Annotated in this window: 20 protein-coding genes and 1 tRNA gene; 11 read left to right on the plus strand and 10 right to left on the minus strand. The window is 63.0% G+C overall.

All coding sequences use genetic code 11. The annotated features are described in order from the left end of the window. The first annotated feature begins 98 nt into the window (after positions 1-98). The 5 genes from OXC99_02660 (at position 99) to OXC99_02680 (ending at position 3,118) form a co-directional block, all read left to right on the plus strand. Positions 99-320, plus strand: a complete 222-nt coding sequence (locus tag OXC99_02660; protein ID MCY4623889.1) for a hypothetical protein — start codon at positions 99-101, stop codon at positions 318-320. A 112-nt stretch (positions 321-432) separates the two neighbouring features. Next, on the plus strand, positions 433-1,329 hold the full coding sequence (locus OXC99_02665) for a Two component regulator three Y domain protein (GenBank protein MCY4623890.1): 897 nt from the start codon (positions 433-435) through the stop codon (positions 1,327-1,329). 67 nt (positions 1,330-1,396) lie between these two features. Beyond that, on the plus strand, positions 1,397-2,503 hold the full coding sequence (locus OXC99_02670) for a hypothetical protein (GenBank protein MCY4623891.1): 1,107 nt from the start codon (positions 1,397-1,399) through the stop codon (positions 2,501-2,503). Further along, positions 2,504-2,797 (plus strand): hypothetical protein, encoded by a 294-nt coding sequence (locus OXC99_02675; GenBank protein ID MCY4623892.1) that lies wholly within the window; start codon positions 2,504-2,506, stop codon positions 2,795-2,797. A gap of 60 nt (positions 2,798-2,857) precedes the next feature. Then, positions 2,858-3,118, plus strand: coding sequence for a hypothetical protein (locus OXC99_02680; GenBank protein MCY4623893.1), 261 nt, complete (start codon positions 2,858-2,860; stop codon positions 3,116-3,118). 205 nt (positions 3,119-3,323) lie between these two features. Here the strand turns inward: OXC99_02680 and OXC99_02685 are convergent, their stop codons facing one another. Both OXC99_02685 and typA read right to left on the minus strand, forming a co-directional pair. Then, positions 3,324-3,749: an SRPBCC family protein gene (locus OXC99_02685; protein ID MCY4623894.1), complete on the minus strand. Its 426-nt coding sequence runs from the start codon at positions 3,747-3,749 to the stop codon at positions 3,324-3,326. 116 nt (positions 3,750-3,865) lie between these two features. After that, entirely contained in the window at positions 3,866-5,680 is a 1,815-nt protein-coding gene (gene typA / locus OXC99_02690; GenBank protein MCY4623895.1) for a translational GTPase TypA, read from the minus strand. A 1,027-nt stretch (positions 5,681-6,707) separates the two neighbouring features. Between typA and OXC99_02695 the strand changes: the two genes are divergently transcribed. Continuing rightward, positions 6,708-7,826, plus strand: coding sequence for a DEAD/DEAH box helicase (locus OXC99_02695; GenBank protein ID MCY4623896.1), 1,119 nt, complete (start codon positions 6,708-6,710; stop codon positions 7,824-7,826). On the opposite strand, the gene OXC99_02700 is transcribed toward OXC99_02695, so the two are convergent. Further along, positions 7,777-8,064, minus strand: a complete 288-nt coding sequence (locus tag OXC99_02700) for a hypothetical protein (protein MCY4623897.1) — start codon at positions 8,062-8,064, stop codon at positions 7,777-7,779. The two genes, OXC99_02695 and OXC99_02700, sit on opposite strands and share 50 nt — an antisense overlap. Before the next feature lie 14 nt (positions 8,065-8,078). Between OXC99_02700 and OXC99_02705 the strand changes: the two genes are divergently transcribed. Beyond that, positions 8,079-8,151: transfer RNA gene (locus tag OXC99_02705), tRNA-Lys, on the plus strand. Positions 8,152-8,173: 22 nt separating this feature from the next. Here the strand turns inward: OXC99_02705 and OXC99_02710 are convergent. The 5 genes from OXC99_02710 to OXC99_02730 all read right to left on the minus strand — a co-directional run bounded on the left by OXC99_02710 (position 8,174) and on the right by OXC99_02730 (position 13,159). Next, on the minus strand, positions 8,174-9,196 hold the full coding sequence (locus OXC99_02710) for an amidohydrolase family protein (GenBank protein ID MCY4623898.1): 1,023 nt from the start codon (positions 9,194-9,196) through the stop codon (positions 8,174-8,176). Between the two features lie 185 nt (positions 9,197-9,381). Then, positions 9,382-10,155 (minus strand): rhodanese-like domain-containing protein, encoded by a 774-nt coding sequence (locus OXC99_02715; GenBank protein MCY4623899.1) that lies wholly within the window; start codon positions 10,153-10,155, stop codon positions 9,382-9,384. Continuing rightward, complete coding sequence (locus tag OXC99_02720) at positions 10,155-10,688, minus strand: OsmC family protein (protein MCY4623900.1); 534 nt, start codon at positions 10,686-10,688, stop codon at positions 10,155-10,157. The genes OXC99_02715 and OXC99_02720 overlap by 1 nt, the downstream gene beginning before the upstream one ends. A 58-nt stretch (positions 10,689-10,746) precedes the next feature. Beyond that, a complete protein-coding gene (locus OXC99_02725; GenBank protein ID MCY4623901.1) occupies positions 10,747-11,910 on the minus strand; it encodes a cobalamin-independent methionine synthase II family protein in 1,164 nt (387 codons plus the stop codon). 202 nt (positions 11,911-12,112) lie between these two features. Then, the gene (locus OXC99_02730; protein MCY4623902.1) at positions 12,113-13,159 is read right to left on the minus strand and encodes a DUF3179 domain-containing protein; all 1,047 of its coding nucleotides are present in this window, start codon (positions 13,157-13,159) and stop codon (positions 12,113-12,115) included. A 722-nt stretch (positions 13,160-13,881) separates the two neighbouring features. Between OXC99_02730 and OXC99_02735 the strand changes: the two genes are divergently transcribed. The 4 genes from OXC99_02735 to OXC99_02750 all read left to right on the plus strand — a co-directional run bounded on the left by OXC99_02735 (position 13,882) and on the right by OXC99_02750 (position 17,797). Next, positions 13,882-14,619, plus strand: a complete 738-nt coding sequence (locus OXC99_02735; protein ID MCY4623903.1) for an ABC transporter ATP-binding protein — start codon at positions 13,882-13,884, stop codon at positions 14,617-14,619. After that, the gene (locus OXC99_02740) at positions 14,619-15,347 is read left to right on the plus strand and encodes an ABC transporter permease (GenBank protein MCY4623904.1); all 729 of its coding nucleotides are present in this window, start codon (positions 14,619-14,621) and stop codon (positions 15,345-15,347) included. Before OXC99_02735 ends, OXC99_02740 begins: the two co-directional genes overlap by 1 nt. Before the next feature lie 114 nt (positions 15,348-15,461). Then, positions 15,462-17,099, plus strand: a complete 1,638-nt coding sequence (locus OXC99_02745) for a cation:proton antiporter (protein MCY4623905.1) — start codon at positions 15,462-15,464, stop codon at positions 17,097-17,099. Between the two features lie 71 nt (positions 17,100-17,170). Next, positions 17,171-17,797 (plus strand): YdeI/OmpD-associated family protein, encoded by a 627-nt coding sequence (locus OXC99_02750; protein MCY4623906.1) that lies wholly within the window; start codon positions 17,171-17,173, stop codon positions 17,795-17,797. 96 nt (positions 17,798-17,893) lie between these two features. On the opposite strand, the gene OXC99_02755 is transcribed toward OXC99_02750, so the two are convergent. Next, positions 17,894-18,214: a GYD domain-containing protein gene (locus OXC99_02755; protein ID MCY4623907.1), complete on the minus strand. Its 321-nt coding sequence runs from the start codon at positions 18,212-18,214 to the stop codon at positions 17,894-17,896. 139 nt (positions 18,215-18,353) lie between these two features. Continuing rightward, a partial coding sequence (locus tag OXC99_02760) for a hypothetical protein (GenBank protein MCY4623908.1) occupies positions 18,354-18,556 on the minus strand: 203 nt, incomplete at its 5' end.

Below are 18,556 nucleotides of genomic sequence, written 5' to 3' on the forward strand. Positions count from 1 at the left end.
CTACCCTTGAGCTTTTTGAGAACGGGCTGCGAGGAGAGATACCGGCTGAACTGGGCCAACTCTTCCTCCTGCAGTACTTGGACCTCAGACAAAACAACTTGAGCGAGGAGATCCCGTCTGAACTGGGCCAACTGACCCGCTTGCAACAACTGACTCTTGCCGACAACAACTTGGCTGGGGAGATCCCCGTTGAACTGGGGCAACTCTCCGACCTGGAGGTGCTGTATCTCCGCGGCAACGAGTTTAGCGGGTGCGTACCAGGCGCATTGAGGGATGTACAAGAGAACGACTTTCAGGAGTTGGGGCTGCCAGTTTGCTAGTGAAGCCGAATTGGAGCGAGAAGTCCGTGCTTGCGGCTTTTGACAGCGTCAGGACGCGAACACAGCAGCAGGGTGCTGGCCACAGACGTACTCGAAATAGGAGGCACACGAAATGCGCCGGATGATCAAGCGGATATCTGTACTTGTCCTGGTGATGGGCCTTCCTCTAGCCCTCCTGGCTTGCAGCGGAGATGGGCCGTCGGAGTCGTCCACCGCAGACCGGGCCGCGTCCCAACCCGTAGCTGATGGAGGCGAGGCCGCTGGTGAAGTCGCTGCATCGGAATCGACGTCTACGGAAACGCCGGAGTCTACTCCCGCGTCCGGCCCCTCCTCCGCCGAAACGGACAGGGTAGCCCTGACTGCCTTCTACAACGCCATGGACGGACCCAACTGGACCAACAACGACAACTGGCTGAGTGACGAGCCTCTTGGAGAGTGGTACGGAGTTGGAACGAGTTTCGACGGGCGTGTCGCTGCCCTTCAGCTTTCAGAGAACGGGTTGCGCGGAGAGATACCGGCTGAACTGGGCCAACTCTCCGACCTGCGGGAGCTGATTGCCTTCGGCAACGGCCTCAGCGGGGAGATCCCAGCCGAGCTGGGCCAACTCTCCAACCTGGAGTACTTGTATCTCGGAGAAAACGACTTGAGCGGGGAGATCCCGCCTGAACTGGGCCAACTGTCCCGCTTGTACGGGTTGTCACTATGGAAGAACTCGCTGAGCGGCGAGATCCCACCTGAATTGGGCCAACTCTCCAGCCTGACACGGCTACACCTCGACGACAACGATCTCAGCGGGGAGATCCCGCCTGAACTGGGCCAACTGACCCGCTTGGAACATCTGACTCTTCCCGACAACAACTTGGCTGGGGAGATCCCCGTTGAACTGGGGCAACTCTCCGGCCTGAGGTTGCTGTATCTGGACGGCAACGAGTTTACCGGGTGTGCACCAGGCGCACTGAGGGATGTATACGAGAACGACCTTGAGGAGTTGGAGCTGCCGGTTTGCTGATGCTCACAGGCCTTCGTCGGAACCACGCCCGGTGGGCGTTCACCGCTATCTCAACGGAGGGTATGAAATGGTTAAGATCACGAGGAATCTGATTCTCATAGGCCTCTCCCTGGTCCTCACCGCAGCCCTCCTGGCCTGCGGTGGAGATGGGCTGCCGGAGTCGTCCACCGCAGACCGGGCTGCGTCCCAACCCGCAACTGATAGGGGCGAGGCCCCTGGCGAAGCCGCTGCATCGGAATCGACGTCTACAGAAACGTCGGAGTCTATTCCCGCGTCCGGCCCGCCCTCCGCCGAAACGGACAGGGTAGCCCTGACCGCCTCCTACAACGCCATGGACGGACCCAACTGGAAGGACAGTGACAACTGGCTGACCGACAGACCCCTTGGCGAATGGTACGGAGTGACGACCGACGACCTCGGGAGCGTCATAGCCCTCGAACTCCCGGACAACCGGTTGAGCGGAGAGATACCGGCTGAGCTGGGCCAACTTTCCAACCTGGAATGGCTGGAGCTCGGGTTCAACCGGTTGAGCGGAGAGATACCGGCCGAACTGGGCCAACTCTCCAAACTGGAATCTCTGAGCCTCATCGACAACGACCTGAGCGGAACAATCCCGGCTGAGCTGGGCCAACTCTCCAACCTGACAACTCTGTACCTCAGCGTAACCAGCTTGAGTGGAGCAATACCGCCCGAACTGGGCCAACTCTCCAACCTGGAATATCTGGGCTTGGACCACAACCAGTTGAGCGGGAATATCCCGCCTGAACTGGGCCAACTCTCCAGCCTCAAGGACCTGGGACTCAATGACAACAGCTTGACTGGAGCGATACCGGCTGAGCTGGGCCAACTCTCCAACCTGGATTACTTGTCCCTCGGATACAACCAGTTGAGCGGGGAGATACCGGCTGAATTGGGCCGGCTCTCCCGTCTGGACTCGATGTACGCCGGAGGCAACCAGTTGAGCGGGAATATCCCGCCTGAACTGGGCCAACTCTCCAACCTGGAGGTACTGCAGCTTCACAACAACCAGTTGAGCGGAGAGATTCCAGCTGAACTGGGGCAACTCCTCAACCTGATGGAGCTGCGTCTCACGGGCAACAACCTCAGCGGAGCGATCCCGCCAGAACTGAGCCAGCTCCCCAGGCTGGAATTGCTGGATCTCGATGGGAACTAGTTGAGCGGGGAGATTCCGCCTGAACTGGGCCGGCTCTCCAACCTGACGAATTTGGAGCTCGACAGCAACAACCTCATCGGAGAGATACCGCCTGAATTGGGCCAGATCTCCAGCCTCGAATATCTGACGCTATGGCAAAATGCGCTCTCCGGAGAGATCCCGCCCGAGTTGGGCAACCTCTCCAACCTGGAAGATCTGAGACTCTACGGCAACGACTTTCTAGGCTGCGTGCCGGCGGCCCTGCGCGATGTTGACGATAGCGACCTCGACTCGTTGGGCCTGCCGTTCTGCTGATGCTCGTCGGCTATTCGTGGAGGCAAGCGCTCTCCAATCATGTTTGGAGAGGGACTGCTTTTGGCGCTTATCAAACGGGTCATTGTCAACATACCAGCGAAATCGCTCGCGCTGCCGTCTCTGTGCCGGACGCCGATGCTGGTCATACCCGACGACACGCCTTTGCACTCATACGAGGCCGCCATGGACCTGGTTTCGCCGGCTCCCAACGCCCAGGTGACGGCGTATCTCTGGAAGGAGGCGCCGGATATCTTCGCCAGCACGATCGAGCAGGTGCGCAGCTTCCTTCAGGCGCATGAGCGGGTTCACGCCGACGGCTAGCCGGGGGCAGGTTTCACCGGGTTTGGCGGATTGGACACTGGAGAGGCCGGACTATAACTTCGGTGGACCGGGTGCAGTCGATTTGCCGTGCGCAAGGGCTTGCAGGTGAGTGGGCCGTGCAAGCAGGTTGCCGGAAGTAGCTGAGGGTTGGGTCAGGGCCGCCCCATTGGTTGGCCCGAAGGCTGACCGCACACCCCCCCGGGCATTACCCGCCCTCAACCGTTGCCTTTAGCAGTCGTAGCTGCTTGCCGTCAGAGGCCCGGATTGCGATGCGGAGCAGGGGCGACACCAGGCGCATCAATAGCCCAGTAATCTGACAGTCAGCTACCAGCGTGACCCGAGCTAAATTCTCGTCCAGTGCGTGGATTTCGTATCTGTAGTCGGCGGTCACACCACCCTGCACCGAACGCAGCACTATGGAGCGACCAGCGTCACAGTGGGCGATGGCGCTCGATCGGTCCGCACCACGAGCACGGAAGGTCAGCTTCGTCCCCTCGGCGGTCTCTCCGTCGGCCGTCATCCCATCGATTCCGGGCATCCACCTGTGGGCGTTCGACCAATCGGTGAGGGCCTCCCAAACCTGAGTGGCGGGCCTCTGAATGGTCTCCTCGACTGCAAACGCTCGTGACACGTTCAGCCTCCTTGCATCTCGACTCCAATGCCGCGTTCCTCGCAGCAAGGGTCAGAGTTTGGGCTATGGGGCATTGGGCGGCCAGGCGTGAGGGTAACGCGGAACGCCTCGGAGTCCTAGCGCTTGCTCTTGCTGCTCTGCGCGGTGAGTTCCGCCTTCCGGAGCCGTAGGTTCTGCGGCGTGACCTCCAGCAACTCGTCGTCATCGATGAACGCCAGCGCCTCCTCGAGGCTCAACCGCACGGTGGCGTTGAGGCGTTTGGCCACGTCAGCCGTCGCCGACCGGATGTTGGTCTGCTTCTTTTCCTTGCAGACGTTGATCGGGATGTCGCCGCCGCGGCGCTGGGAGCCGATGATCATCCCCTCGTATACCTTGGCTCCAGGGTCGATGAACGTGTCGCCCCTGCCCTGTGCGTTGAGCAGGCCGTAGGTGACAGCCGTGCCCGCCTCCGACGCCACGAGGGCGCCGCCGCGATTGGACTTGATCTCGCCCACCATGGGCTCATAGGACGTGAAGGCGCTGCTCTTCACGCCGTCGCCGCGCGTGGTGCGAAGGAAGAAGGCGTTGAAGCCGATGAGCCCCCGCGTGGGAATCTTAAACTCCATGTGCACCTGGCCGTTCTCGTCGTAGCGCATGTCCCGGAGCTGGGCCAGGTGGGCGGAAAGGTACTCCGTCAGCGTCCCGACGTACTCTTCCCGGGTGCTGATGTTCAGGATCTCGTAGGGCTCATAGACCCTGCCCTCAACTTCCTTGTTGACGGGCATGGGGCGCGACACCTGGAACTCGAGTCCCTCGCGGCGCATGGTTTCAACAAGGATGGACAGGTGCAGCTCACCTCGGCCGGCGACGACGAACTCGCTGGGGCTAAGCGTGGTGTCGACGCGAAGGCTGACGTTGGTGCGCAGCTCCCGCATCAGCCGTTCATGCAGGGTGCGCGACGAGCAGTGGACGCCCTCACGGCCCATGTACGGCGACGTGCTCACGCCGAAGGTCATGCGCACGGTGGGTTCGTTGATGTCGATGGTCGGCAGGGCCTGCGGGTCTTCCTTGGACGCGATGGTGTCGCCAATGGACACGCCCTCCGGACCCGTGACGGCCACGATGTCGCCGGCGTAGGCCTCGGCGACCTCAACGCGCTCCATGCCGTGGAACACAAAGACGAACTCGATGGGGTGCGTCGTGGCCACGCCATCGCGGCCCAGCAGCACCACCTCATCGCGGGGCCGCAGCGTGCCGTTGGAAATGCGGCCAATCGATACCTGACCCACGTAGTTGTCGTAGTCGAGGGCCGCGACCAGCATCTGCAGCGGGGCGGCGGGGTCTCCGGTGGGCGGCGGCACAGAGCGCAGAATTGCATCGAACAGCGGCTTCATGTCCGCGCCCGATGCCTCAGCGTCCATGATGGCGTAGCCCTGCTTGGCCGAGGTGTACAGCACCGGGAAGTCGAGGTGGTCGTCGCGGGTGGCCAGCTCCAAGAACAGGTCCTGCACCAGCCCCTCCACCTCAGCGACCCGGGCCTCCGAGCGGTCGATTTTGTTGATGACGACCATGGGGGTCACGTTCTGCTGGAGGGCCTGACGCAGCACGTAGGTGGTCTGGGGCATGGGGCCGTCGACGGCGTCGACCAGCAGCAGGCAGCCGTCGGCCATGTTCATGACGCGCTCGACCTCGCCACTGAAGTCGGCGTGGCCCGGCGTGTCGATGATGTTGATGCGGACGCCGTCGTAGGAAACCGAGGCGTTCTTGGCGAGGATTGTGATGCCGCGCTCCCGCTCCAGCGGGTTGGTGTCCATGATCAGCGCGCCCACCTGCTGGTGCGCACGAAAAACCTGGCCCTGCTTCAGCAACGCGTCGACCAGGGTGGTCTTGCCATGGTCGACGTGGGCTATGATGGCCAGGTTGCGTATGGCGTCGTTGCGGCAGTCAATCAAGTTTCATCACCTCGGCTACCATCATAGCAGCAGCGGGAGAGCGTCGTGGCCGAGGCCTTGACGGGCAATCCACCTCCCAAGTTGCGATTCCACTTCCTTTACCGCCCCATCGAGTGCGCAAGAGCGCCGAAACAGTCGGATTGACCCTCAGTAGACGAGAAACTCGTCGCGCCGCCGGCATTACTGAGCCCGTCGAAATCCGAAACCCGGGCGGCTCGACTCTGGAGAACGGGCGTTGGCCGCATGGAACGCCGAGATCGAGCAGCGGACTAGTGGGGCGGGGCGGAACGTTTTGGAAAGGAGCGCCAAGGGGTCAAAACCCTCAGGCGTTTCGCTTTTCGTAACGGCGGAGTATACTATTGGCAACGCATGAATAGCGCGCCAAGGTCTGACACAAAAAGGGACTAGCCCCACTCTCTTCTTGTTCACCCTCCGCTGATTCACCGTGTTATAAATTGAAGAGTAGGGAGTCCGTTCATTTATGTCACCCACGTTTACCTCCATCCTCGCGCGTCCAAGCGACCGCAACCGACCCAGCCGCACCCAGCACCAAGTCACCTGCAGTCAATGCGGCACGTCCACCACCGTCCCCTTCCGTCCCAGTCAGGGCAAGCCCGTTTACTGCCAAGCCTGCTTCCAATCACGCCGTCAGAACACTCCGGACCGCGGCAAGCAGAACCGCTCTGGTCACGCGCCCCAGTCCACGCCGTTTCGGAGCAACCTTATGGGGTCAAGCCGCGACCCTCACGCCAAGCCGTTTCAGAGCAGTCTGATGGGGACAGGGCGCGACCGACAACCCGTGCCGTCACGGAGCAACGCGAACGGCGCGGCGCGCGATCCTCAGGCCAGGCGCAACTCGAATGGCGCCGCGCGTGACCCTCAGGTCAGGCAACCACGCAGCAACGCGAATGGCGCCGCGCGCAACCGATCGCCCCAACGGCCTAACCCTCGTCCGACTCGCACTGAGCCCGCGAAAGCCGTTAACACCGCCCCCGAGATATGGACCGTCGGGAGCGCCTTCTCCGACATGCCGCTGAAGCCGGCCACCAAGGCCACGATCGCCAGGATGGGCATAACGGAGCCCACTCCGATTCAGGACAAGGCCATCCCGCACCTGATGGCGGGGCGAGACCTGATTGGGCAGGCGCGCACGGGGTCCGGGAAGACGCTGGCATTCGCGGCACCGCTTGTGGAGCGTTGCGACCCGCCGGTGCGGCGCGTGCAGGCGCTCGTGCTCGTACCGACGCGAGAGCTCGCCATCCAAGTTGCCGGCGTCGTCGAGGCGCTAGCCTCGGCGCACAATCTGCGCACGACGCTCCTCTACGGCGGACGGTCGTTGGGGCCGGAGTACATCGCGCTGAGGCGCGGGGCGCAAATCGTCATCGGCACACCGGGCCGGACGCTGGACCACCTGCGGCAGGAGACACTCGACCTGAGCGCAGTGCGTTTCCTCGTGCTGGACGAGGCCGATGAGATGCTCGACCGGGGGTTCGCCCGCGATGTCGAGGCCATCATGGCGGGGACGCCCAAGGGACGGCAGACGGCGCTCCTCTCGGCAACGATGCCGGGGTGGGTCGCGCAGACCGCCGCCAAGCACCTGAAGCAGCCCGCGCGGGTGGAAGTGGACGCGGAGATGCAGGCGCCGCCCACCGTGGAGCACCTTGTCTACTCTATCCAGAAAAGCGAGAAGATGAATGCCCTTCGCACACTGCTCGACCGGCGGGAGGACGCGCCGGTCATCGTATTCGGCAAGACCAAGCACGGCGTCAAGAAGCTAGCGAAGCAGCTTGAAGACTTTGGCTACCCGGTAGGCGCGCTGCAGGGGAACCTCAGCCAGAACGCCCGCGAGCGGGTGATGATAGACTTCCGCTCCGGCGCCGCGTCGATCCTTGTGGCGACGAACGTGGCCGCCAGAGGGCTGGACTTCGATTCCATCGGGCAGGTCATCAACTACGACCTGCCGGACTCCGAGATGCTCTTCACCCACCGGGTCGGACGCACGGGCCGCATGGGCCGCACTGGTGAGGCGATCACGTTCATCACGTCGGAGGAAGAGACCAAGTGGCGCGAGATCGAGCGGGGCCTCGGCCGCCGCTTCACGCGCGAGGCGTGGCCCGCGGGGCGGCAAGCGGCGCCCGCCCGGTAGCCGGGGTTGCCAGACACGCCGTCTCGTGCGGCTGGGTGAAGACGTCGAGGGGCGGCAGCGCCACCATGCCGCCCACCGAGGCGTTGAAGACCACCGTGCAGAACACCCACACGCGGTGGTCTTTGCCAGCCAAGAGGAAGGCGCTCTCGCCCTCTTCCCCGGAGGAGCGCGGCTCGTTCATGAGCGTCTTGTGCCTCTGCTCCAGGGGGGCGTCCTGCGTCAGCCGCCAGCAGGCCACACCCATGCAGCTACGGGCCGTTAGCCCAGCCGGCAGAGCACCGGACTTTTCATCCGGGTGTCCGGGGTTCGATCCCCTGACCGCCCATCACTCGATTCTTGTGTCTTCCCTACTCCATCCCGTACAGCCGCTTGGGATTGTCGACCAGGATTTTGCGCTTCTGCTCCGGCGACAAGTCTTCCCGGGCCTCCAGCTCATGCAGCGACTCAGGATAGCTGTTGTCCCAGTGCGGCCAGTCTGAAGCGTACATGACGCAGTCCTCTCCAATGAGCCGCAACGTCTCCGGCAGCAACCGCTCCTCCGGTTCGCAGGACACGAAGATGTTGGGACTCGCGACGTACTCGCTCGGCTTCTTCTTCAACAAGGGAGCTTCCTGATAGCCGCGGAACTCAAAGTTCTCGTCCATGCGGTCCATCAAGAAGGGCACCCAGGTGCATCCGGCCTCCAAGTACGCGATCTTCAGGTCCGGGAACTTCTCCGGCACCCCTTCCATGACCATGCTGACCATGTGGCGCATTTGCGCCCCCGGATGCGCCAACGTATGGCTCTGGATGAACCGGTCTACGAGGTACTCCTCAAACCCACGGCCTCGCAGCGAGCCACCCGCATGGAGCCCCACCATCGTGCCCAATCGCTGGGCTTCCCGGTAGAGGGGGTCGAACTTGGGATCCCCGAGGAGCCAAGGGCCGTCAGTGGCCAGCATTGCGCCCACCATGTGCAGCTCGGTGACGGCGCGACGGAGCTCCTTGACAGCCTCATCGACGTCCTGCAGGGGCAGGATAGCCACCGCGTGCAGGCGAGGGCTCACCTTCAGGAACTCTTCCGACATGAAATTGTTGTAGGCGCGGCAAAAGGCCGCCGCAAAGTCCGGCTCCCGGATGAAACCCACGCCAAGGCCGGCGGTGGGGAAGAGCACGGTCTTGTCGAGACCGCCTTGATCCATGACCTCCAGCCACACCTGGGCGGTGGTGTCCATGAATTGCGGTATTGCGCCGTTCATACTGCGATCAAAGCTGTCGCCGCCCGCAGCAAGCGTCTGGCGCTGGTCATAGGGCGGCTCAATGTAGCGGCGGAAGGCGTCGCCCTCAAAGACATGCCCGTCCGCGTCTATGTAGCCTTTGTTTGCCACCATGACTCTTCTCCTTCCTCCCGGATGCCCAGCGCCGCCCTTTCATGGGCTCGCCCGCCGTATTGTACTCCCCGCGAAGCCTGCGGAGTGTGATGCAGCCGCGAGAATGGCAAGTGGTCCACGGACTTCCTGTCCACAATGGCCCGCGCCGCGAAGCATGACGGCGGCATGGCCTCACACCCGAGAGGCTAGATCTCCACGGGGTGGCCGCTTTCCATCCATTCCGCATAGGAGCCGTCGTAGAGGCGTACGTTGTAGCCGACTTGCCGCATGGACAGGTATGCGAGCGATGCCCGGATGCCGCTTCGGCAGTAGGCGACCACAGAATCCGACGGCATGATGCCCGCGGCTGCAAGGCGGCTGTGCAACAGGTCTGGATGGATAAGGAGCTTCCCCTCAGCGCCAGCCATTTCCGAATGCGGGACGTTGACGGCGCCGGGGATGTGGCCGGGACGAGGGTCCGCTTCGGTTTGGCCGAAGAACTCCTCAGGGGTGCGTGTGTCCAGGAGCTTCGTCTCACCGGGGCTGGCCGCGTCATCGATTGTGGCCCGCACTGACGGGTCCAGGCGCGACGAGAGGGACCTGGGCCCTGCCGCTACGGGGCGGTAGAGGACCTCCCGGCCCTGGTCCTTCCAAGCGTCGAAGTAGAGGTCCATCACGTGAACGTCGGTGCGGTCCAGATATTCCAGCACCCACGCCGCCATGGCGGCGTTGCGGCCGTCGTGGTGGTCGTAGAGGATTGGAGTTATGTCATCACCCAAGCCTGCGCCGCCGAATACGGCGGCAAGCTGCTCCGGCGGGCCGAGACGACCATCAGGGCCCTGCAGCTTCTTGTAAGGGACACTTACGGCCCCTCGCAGATGGCCCATCAGGTAGCGCATGGCCGACCGGGGGTCGATTATCAGGCATCCCGGCTGCTCGATGTGGTCAGAGACCCAGTCCGCAGAAACGAAGGTGACCATCAACCAACCATTTCAAAGTCGGTCTCGACTGAGGTTGGGTTCGCAACGGACTGGGTGACGGGGGAGCCCTCGACGGCCAAACGCCAAATCTCGCGCAGGGTTTGCTCGTCGGCGTCTGCGCGTACGAAGCACTTGGCCGAAATCTGCCCATAGCCGGGATTACCCTCGTCCTCGACGCCAGCCCACTTGCGAATGTTGTCGAAGTACCCCTCGACGGCAATCTCGAGGTCGCGAATGCGGACGCCCTGCTTGGTGGCGTTGACCACGAAGCCGACGGTCATGCAGCTTCCGATGGCCGACAGCAGTTGCTCGTGGGCGCTGGCGGCGGCGTCAGTGGCGGTCAGGTCGCCGGGCTCGTCCATCTCGACCTGATGGTTGCGCATGTAGGCCTTCGCCCGCATGCCGTCCTGCCAGACCACCCGTGACTTCCACGGCCCGGTCACCGCCTGGAAGACCTCGGGGTCCCGAAAGGAATCGAGGACTTCAGCCAGCTTCTCCTGGGGCAGTCCGTTGAGGTTTCTCTCCTCGGTCATATCCAACTCCTTTGCATGCCCATCTCAAACATTTGGGCGACGACTCTGAACCCTGTCGCTATCGATATTCTGCCCTGATCTGTTCGGCGGCCTGGGTGATAACCTGCATCTTCTTGATGGCCATCTCAGTGGTGTTGACGTTCCTCTCGGCGAAGGTGCCGAAACCGCAGTCGGGGTTGAGGTAGATCTTGTCTGGGTCGAAGTACTGCAGGAGCTCCTTGACCCTGACGATGATCTCCTCCGGCGACTCGATGTCGTCAGCACGGGGATTCACCACTCCGAGGCCCATTTCCCACTCGTTGCGGTACTCCTTGAAGACGTCCATTTCGCCGGCCCTAGGTGTGGCGCATTCCAAGACGAGCTGGTCGATGTTCATCTGGGCAAGGTAGGGAAGCATGGGCCCGTAGTTGCCGGTGAGGAGGACGTTCTCCTTCTTGCTCCAGTTGCCGCGGCAGATGTGGACCCCTGTCCTGATGCCGGTGATCCCATCCAGCGTCTCGTTCATCAGCCGCACCGCGAACTCCAGCTCATCAGTGGGGTCACGGCGATTGGGCAGGGCGGCGCACATGAACGTCTCGGTGCTCTCCTCGCCGAACACCACCTGGCTAAGGATTGGCTCGTCGAGCTGGACGAAGTCACAGCCCAAGTCGCGCAGGGCGATGATCTCCTCCCGCAGGATGGCCACCACGTCGGCGGCGAGGTCTTCGGGGGTTGGGTAGACGGCGTCTGAGAGACCCTCGAACCAGCTGGAGCGTGTCAGCATGTAGGGTCCGGGCAGGGGAATCTTGATCTGGCGGTCCGTGTGCTCCTTCAGGAAGGCGAATTCGTCGAGGGCAAGGCCCTCCCGCGTTCCGAGCCGGTCCACGGCAATGGGGCTCTTGATAGCGAAGGCCGGCACGTCGAGGGCGCGCAGCATCTCTTCCATCCGGGCCCGGTCATGGGAATAGTCCATCACTTCCGAGACCTTCATGAGTCGCATACCAGTCAGCTTGTCCACAGCGAAGGAATAGAAGTTGTCCCGGCGCAGCTCGCCGTCGCTGATGATGTCGACGCCGGCCGCTTCCTGCGCCCGGATGCAGGCCAGCACCTCTGCGTCTGCGAGGGCGTTGAACTCGGCGAGGGTGATCTCGCCAGCTTCCTTGCGTCGCAGAGCACGGACGAGCTCCGTTGAGCGGGGCCAACTCCCTACGACAGTTACGGGAAACAAAGGGGTCTGCGACATGCACAATCCTCCACTATTCGAGCGCCATGAGTGGTCGCTGCTTACCCTTGGGGCAGGAGTAGTTTATATCAGCGAGCGAGCCTGTACAATTCGGAGACCGTACGGCGCAAGCGGAGGAGGCGGCCGCCTGCATCAAGGGGAGACGGGAGTGGCCACATTCCTGCGGCCCCTTCCCTTCACGAACTTTGCCAGCTGGCTGATGTCATGGCCCGGAGTACAACTCCGTGTCCGGGTGGAACTGGTACCAGCCGAACCAGAACGACATATGCGTGGGTATGCGGGCAAGCTTCTTCGATTCGTCGGCCTCGTTGACGAGATACTCCTCGGTCACGCGCCAAGTCACGCCGTCGGCGCCTACGACCGAAGACGGCAGGACAAGGCTGGCAGCCTCGCCCGGCGGGAGCTCAAACGACTTGCCGCCGCGGTAGTAGACCCTTGCGCCCTCGCTACCGGCCGAGCCCAGCACCAGAATGTCCTCGCCGCCTACGACGTCGTTGATGATGCGGGCCACGCGCAAGGCATCGGAGGCGTAGGCCTTGTAGCTGTCGTTGAGTTGGACGCCCAGGACGATGTCCTTCGTTGCAAGCCCGTCGTTCCGGTCGGGGACCGGGAACATCGTCTCGGGGTCGGTGAAGTAGGCGAAGTAGATGGCCTCCGGGTCGTCCTCCGGCGCGTAGAAATCGGCGGAGTAAACGCCCGTGGACTGGGCGAGCACCGTGGTGTCGGGATGGAGGGCGAGCCACTCTTCCCATGTGGTGAGCATAACCGGGAAGAAGTCGAGTTTGATGCCGGAGTTCCATAACGGGCCTATGACGGGCTCGCTGGTGAGCTGATTCCAGAGCGAGTTGGTCAGCCGGTCGTACATGACTTTGTTGCTGCGGTACAGCATGCCCGAGGTGCCGAAGGTTGTTGGCTCTCCGTTGATTTTGGCGGAATACACGATTCCGGTTCCGCAGAGCGTTCAGTAGGCAAGGGATATGGGTTCGCCCCCCAATATGTCGTTGGCCATCTCGTGAGCGTTCACAATGCGGAGGGGGTACGCCCTGTGCTTGCCATTTATGGACACGCCAAATACGCGGTCGCTCGGCAGCAGATAGTCCTGGTCGTCCGCGGCGACGACCGGAGCCTGTTCCAAAGGCGGGATGCCGTCGGGCCGGACGCCTCCCCACGCAATCTCGGCGACGTTAATTCGTGAGCCTTGCCCTGCAGGGGACAGGAATTCACCGAACCTGTAGTCGATCAGGTTCATCAGGTCTACCTTCCACGCCACATAGCCCTCTGGCGGCAGGTATTCATCGCCGTTCCTGCCGAGCCACTCCATCCACTCAAACCAACCCCGCGAGTAGGCTTCAAGATCCTCCCCTGTGATTTCCTTAAGGGCATCCTTGGTGTCCAGCACCAGCTCCCAGTTACCAAAGAAGCGGAGCATCTCTATCATCACGGGGACCATCGATTTATCGCTGTTGGCGACTGCCAGTTCCAGAGCCTCATGGGATTTCGCGGGCTGGCTACCAAAGCCAGAGAATAGCCGGTACATGTTCTCGGTGGAGTCGTAGGGCCCCGCGGGCTCCGGGGCAGAAGCCTCGGCAGTCGGTGCGGCCCGCACAGGCGCCGCGGCCTCCGCCGGCACTGCCGTCGGGGTGACCTCGATTTCCGGGAATGGCTCCTCACCAGAGCATGCCACGGCTACAGCGGCCATGGACGCTGCCGCCAGCAGTGCAAGACGACGCAACAGCCTGTTCACTGGAATCCTTCCCGGGGATGCACCGACCCGCCCCTGATAGTTGCACTACCAGCCATCTTACACCTATACGAGTGGGCAAGGCGAAACGATGCAATGAAGGGCCATGCGAGGTCATGTTCACTGGCGTCAGACTGCATGGCGCGCCGGTCGGTCCATCGACCACAGCGTTGGCTTCGATGACGGCGCATCGGTTGCCGTCCGCCTACGTGCGTGCTACCTTGCCGCCTATGCAAGCAACGGCCGTCATCGAAGCCACTGACCTCTCGTTCAGCTACGGCGCACGGCAGGTCTTGAGCGGGCTCTCCCTGTCCGTGCTGGAGGGCGAGGTCTTTGGCGTGCTGGGCGCCAACGGCTCAGGCAAGACCACGCTCATGCGCATGATGGTGGGCCTGTTGAGCGCCAACGGCGGCACGCTCACTGTCAACGGAGACACCCCCTCGTCGCGACAGGCGGCGCAGGTCGGCTATATGCCGCAGCTCAGCGCCCTCTACCAGGAGTTGTCCGTCCAGGAAAACGTCAACTTCTTTGCGCGGATGTACGGGATGTCCGACCGCCGCGTGCGCGCTGAGGCCGTCGACGAGGCAATCAGCATTGTGGATTTGGCCGAACGCAGCGGCGACACCATCCTGAACCTCAGCGGCGGCATGCGTCAGCGCGTCAGCCTGGCCATCGCGCTGGTCCACCGGCCCTCCCTGCTGCTGCTGGACGAACCGACCATCGGACTCGACCCCGACCTGCGTGCAGCGTTCTGGGAGCGTTTCAGACGCATGGCCGATGGCGGCACTACCATCCTGATATCCAGCCACACGATGGACGACGCCGCCCACTGCGACCGGCTTGCCTTTCTCCGGGACGGCGGGGTGATCGCCATGGACACGCCGTCGGCGCTCCGAGCCGCCACCGGACGCACTGACGCATCCCTTGAGGACGCGTTCATTCACTTCCTGCGAATGTCGGACGAGTGATGTCTAGCGACCGCGTGCTGGCCATCACCGAGCGAATCGTCCGTCAGATACTGCGCGACCGGCGGTCCATCGGGCTGCTCATTGTCGGGCCACTCATCGTTATGTCACTTGTGGGCTTCAGCCTCTACGAGCAGCGCGAGATCCTCGACAGGGTCGCTCCCGGCCTGCTCGCGGTCTTTGTCATGTTCTTCACCTTCATCCTCACCGGCGTCGGTTTCCTACGAGAGCGCGCGCAGGGCACGCTGGAACGCCTGCAGACGACCCTGGTGGGCAGCTTCGACATCATGCTCGGCTACATGCTGGGATTCCTCATCTTTGCTGTGGTGCAGACTGTTGTGATCTTCTCGTTCACCATCTTTGCGCTGGACGTTCAGTACAAGGGCAGCCTCTGGGAGATCAGCGCCGTCCTGTTGCTCGTGGTCACCGTCGCGGTCAGCCTTGGCATCTTCATCTCCAGCTTCGCCAACAACGAGTTCCAGGTCGTCCAGTTCATCCCCATCGTCCTTGCGCCGCAAATATTCCTGTCGGGCGTCATCATTCCCGTGGAGCAGATGCCGGAGGTGTTCGAATGGCTGTCTGTCATCCTGCCCCTCACCTACGCAGTGGACGCCCTGCACGAGATCATGCTGCGGGGGTCAGACCTTGCGGGAGTGTGGGGGGATCTTGCGGCCCTCGCGGCCTTTTCGGCGGCGCTCCTGGCGGCTGCGGTCGCCACCCTGCGGCGGTAGCCGTTTCAGCCTCACCTTGTCCGCGCACACTGCCGGTGCTACCATCCCGCAGCCAAAACTGCCTTCCACATGACGTGCATTGCCTGCCAGTGGGGATGATGAGGAGGATATGGTTTGGAACTCCATGAGGCCCTCTTTGCCGTAGGCATGCTCATTGTCGCCGCCAAGCTGCTGGAGGGCATCTTCAAACGCTTCGGGCTGAACGCCATCTTCGCCTACGCTGTGGCAGGCGTCATCCTCGGCCCCGTCACCGGCCTTGTCCACACCGGACCGAGCGTGGAACTCATCCTCGGCATCGGCATCTTCATGTTCTTTTTCCTGATTGGGTTGGAGGAGCTGGACATCACCGGATTCGTTGCCGCCATTCGCGGCCGGATCTTCTTCACCGCCGTCCTCGCCGTGACGCTTTCGATGCTTGCCTCCCTCTCGGTGACGACAGACGTATTCATTGACCTGCAGCTCGGGCTCAGCTTCACGCAGGCACTGGGGCTCGCAGGGGTGTTGTCGCTTTCCAGCCTCGGAGTGGTCGCGAAGGCGCTGATCGACGAGGGGCGCCTACGCGAGCCCGTCGGTGTTCAAATCTTCACGTCAGTCATCATCGTCGAGCTCATCGCCCTCTTCGTGGTTGGCTTCGCCATCAGTGAGCATTTTTCGTCATCGTCACACGAGGGCATCGAGGCGATGACGGTGGTCCGCATTGTCGCCGAGATCATCGGATTCGGGATCGTGACGTGGTTTGTGGCCAGCAAGCTGGTGCCACGGGCCCTCGGGCTGTTGCAGCGGATTCTCCGCGTGCCCCAGTTCGCTTTCGGCATGCTCCTTGGCGGCCTTTTCCTCGTCGTCGTGATCGCCGAGGAGGTTGGGCTGCACGGCTCACTGGGCGCGCTCCTCTTCGGTGCGGCCCTCTCCTTCCTGCCGCACCAGACGCGGCGCGACATCATGCCCGGCATGCGAGGCGCCGCCGAGGGGTTTTTTGTACCCCTCTTCTTCGCGTCCGCGGGTCTCCACTTCAACCTCGATTTCGTCAAGCTGCCACTGGAGACCATCCTGATACTCGCCCTCGTCCCCCTGGCCGGCAAGGTGGGCGCGTCTTTCCTCAGCGCTTACGTCACACGGGTCAACGCGCCCTTTGCCACGGCGGTTGGCCTGACGGCGAAGGGCGTGGCGGAGATTGCCCTACTCCTCGTCATGCTGCACTCGGAGGCCATCAGCAAGGACATCTTCTCCCTGCTGGTGCTGGTCATGCTGGCCTACATCTTGCTGACGCCCATGGGGATCGGCTTCGCGCTGCGGCGGATGGCGCGCTCGACGGGCAAGATCTCGCCCGACCGGCTCCCGCCGTCGTTCGAGCGCTTCGTGCTGGACGAGATCCGGGTGCGCGACCTCCTGGACCCATATCGCCCTCATCCGGAGGCATCGCAGACAGTCAAGTCCTTTGCGGAGGACTGGCTGCTGCAGGACCAGCACGACTATGTCGTGATCGACCACGACAAGCTGGCCGGCATCGTGTCGGTGAGCATGCTCCGGTACCTGCCCCACAGCGAGTGGGACCACACGCCGCTGAGCCAGATGCTTCGACAGCAGACGCCGACCGCCTATACCGACGACTACCTAGAGGATGCCCTGCAGCGCATGTCGGAGAACGCCCTCTCCGTCCTCCCCGTCGTCGACTCCGACACCGGGGCGTTGAAGGGCTCCATCTCCAGTCACGAAATCCTGGAGATGCTGGTCTTCAGCGCGAGGGGGGAGTAGCCCTTAACTCCCCCTCACGGCATTCGCCATGCCTGAGTTGGAGGCATCATTAGTGTAATGGGGGATCAGGGATGACCGATGGGGGAACCCACCCAATTGACGGAAGGCCCCTAGTACACGCGGAGACGCGGGCGGAATGGCGCACGTGGCTGGAGGAGAACCACGACGACGCGAATGGCGTCTGGCTTGTTTCGTGGAAGAAAGCAGCCGGAAGGCCCTTCATCCCGTACCCGGATTCGGTGGATGAAGCGCTCTGCTTTGGCTGGGTGGACTCCAGGCCGAACAGGCTGGACGACGAGCGCGCCATGCGGCTCTTCACGCCCAGGAACGTCAAGAGTCCGTGGTCGCGCATCAACAAGGGGAAGGTGGAGCGGTTGACGGCGGAGGGCCGGATGGCGCCGGCGGGACTCAGGGCGGTGGAAGCGGCGAAGGAGAACGGCGCGTGGGACATCTATGACGAGGTAGAAGACCTCGTCATCCCGCATGACCTAGCTTCCGCACTGGCTGAGGATCCGGAGGCTGACGCCTGCTTTCAGCGATTCCCGGGATCGTCCAGGAAGAACATCCTGTGGTGGATCAAGTCGGCGAGGAAGCCGGAGACGCGGTCACAGCGAGTGTCGGAGACTGTTCGGCTCGCGAGGGAGAACCGCATGGCGAATCATCCCGTCGGCCGGGACGCCGGCCCAACGCGCCGATAATGCGCGAACAAGGAGCGGCGGGGCCACGCAGGTCTTCCGCGACCCCGTACAATCGGCAGCGATGGGCGGCTTCTGCGTCCGCGGGAACTCCGTTCCCTACGCCCCCGGCGCGCGGTAGTTCACGGACATCTTCCCGGCTTCATCCATTGTCTCCGGCGACAGGAGGACTGTCACCCGCATGGTGATCGCGCCCGCCGCGGCCACGTTCATCGACACCGCGGCCGCCGCCGTCTCATCCGGCAGGTCCGCAATGATGTACAGGTCGTCCGCCCCAAATCCGTAATAGAACGATTCCATCTTGCCGCCCACTGCCGCAAACATCTGCTCGAACATCGCCCGGCGGCCGGTCCCTCCCTCTTTCAACACCCCGGCTATGCCGGAGGGCGTGTAGTCTGCGGTGAACAGGTACTTTGGCATGGACATCCTCCGCTTCTGTGATGGCCCAAGGCTAGCAGCCTCTTCCGGCAGCGGTCAACATGTTCGCGTGTTGCCGCTCGTCGCCTGCTACAGGGATGCACGTTATGGCATGGCGGGTGGCGTGGTCAGCGGCGCTCCCCTACTTCGCGTTCACCCGGTCATACAACTCCACCACCTCGCCGGGCGGCCGAGGCGTCAGGAGGGTCACGGCGATAGACGCCGCCATCGAGATGGCGAAGGAGGGCGTGGCGGGCGCGATGTCCCACCCCCCGCCCGGGCCGCCGCCGGCGAACTGCCACAGCGTCGCCGCCAGCGTCCCGATCACGACGGCCGTCCCCGCGC

The organism is Chloroflexota bacterium, from assembly GCA_026713825.1.
In the GTDB taxonomy this organism is placed as follows: domain Bacteria; phylum Chloroflexota; class Dehalococcoidia; order Lucifugimonadales; family UBA1127; genus UBA1127.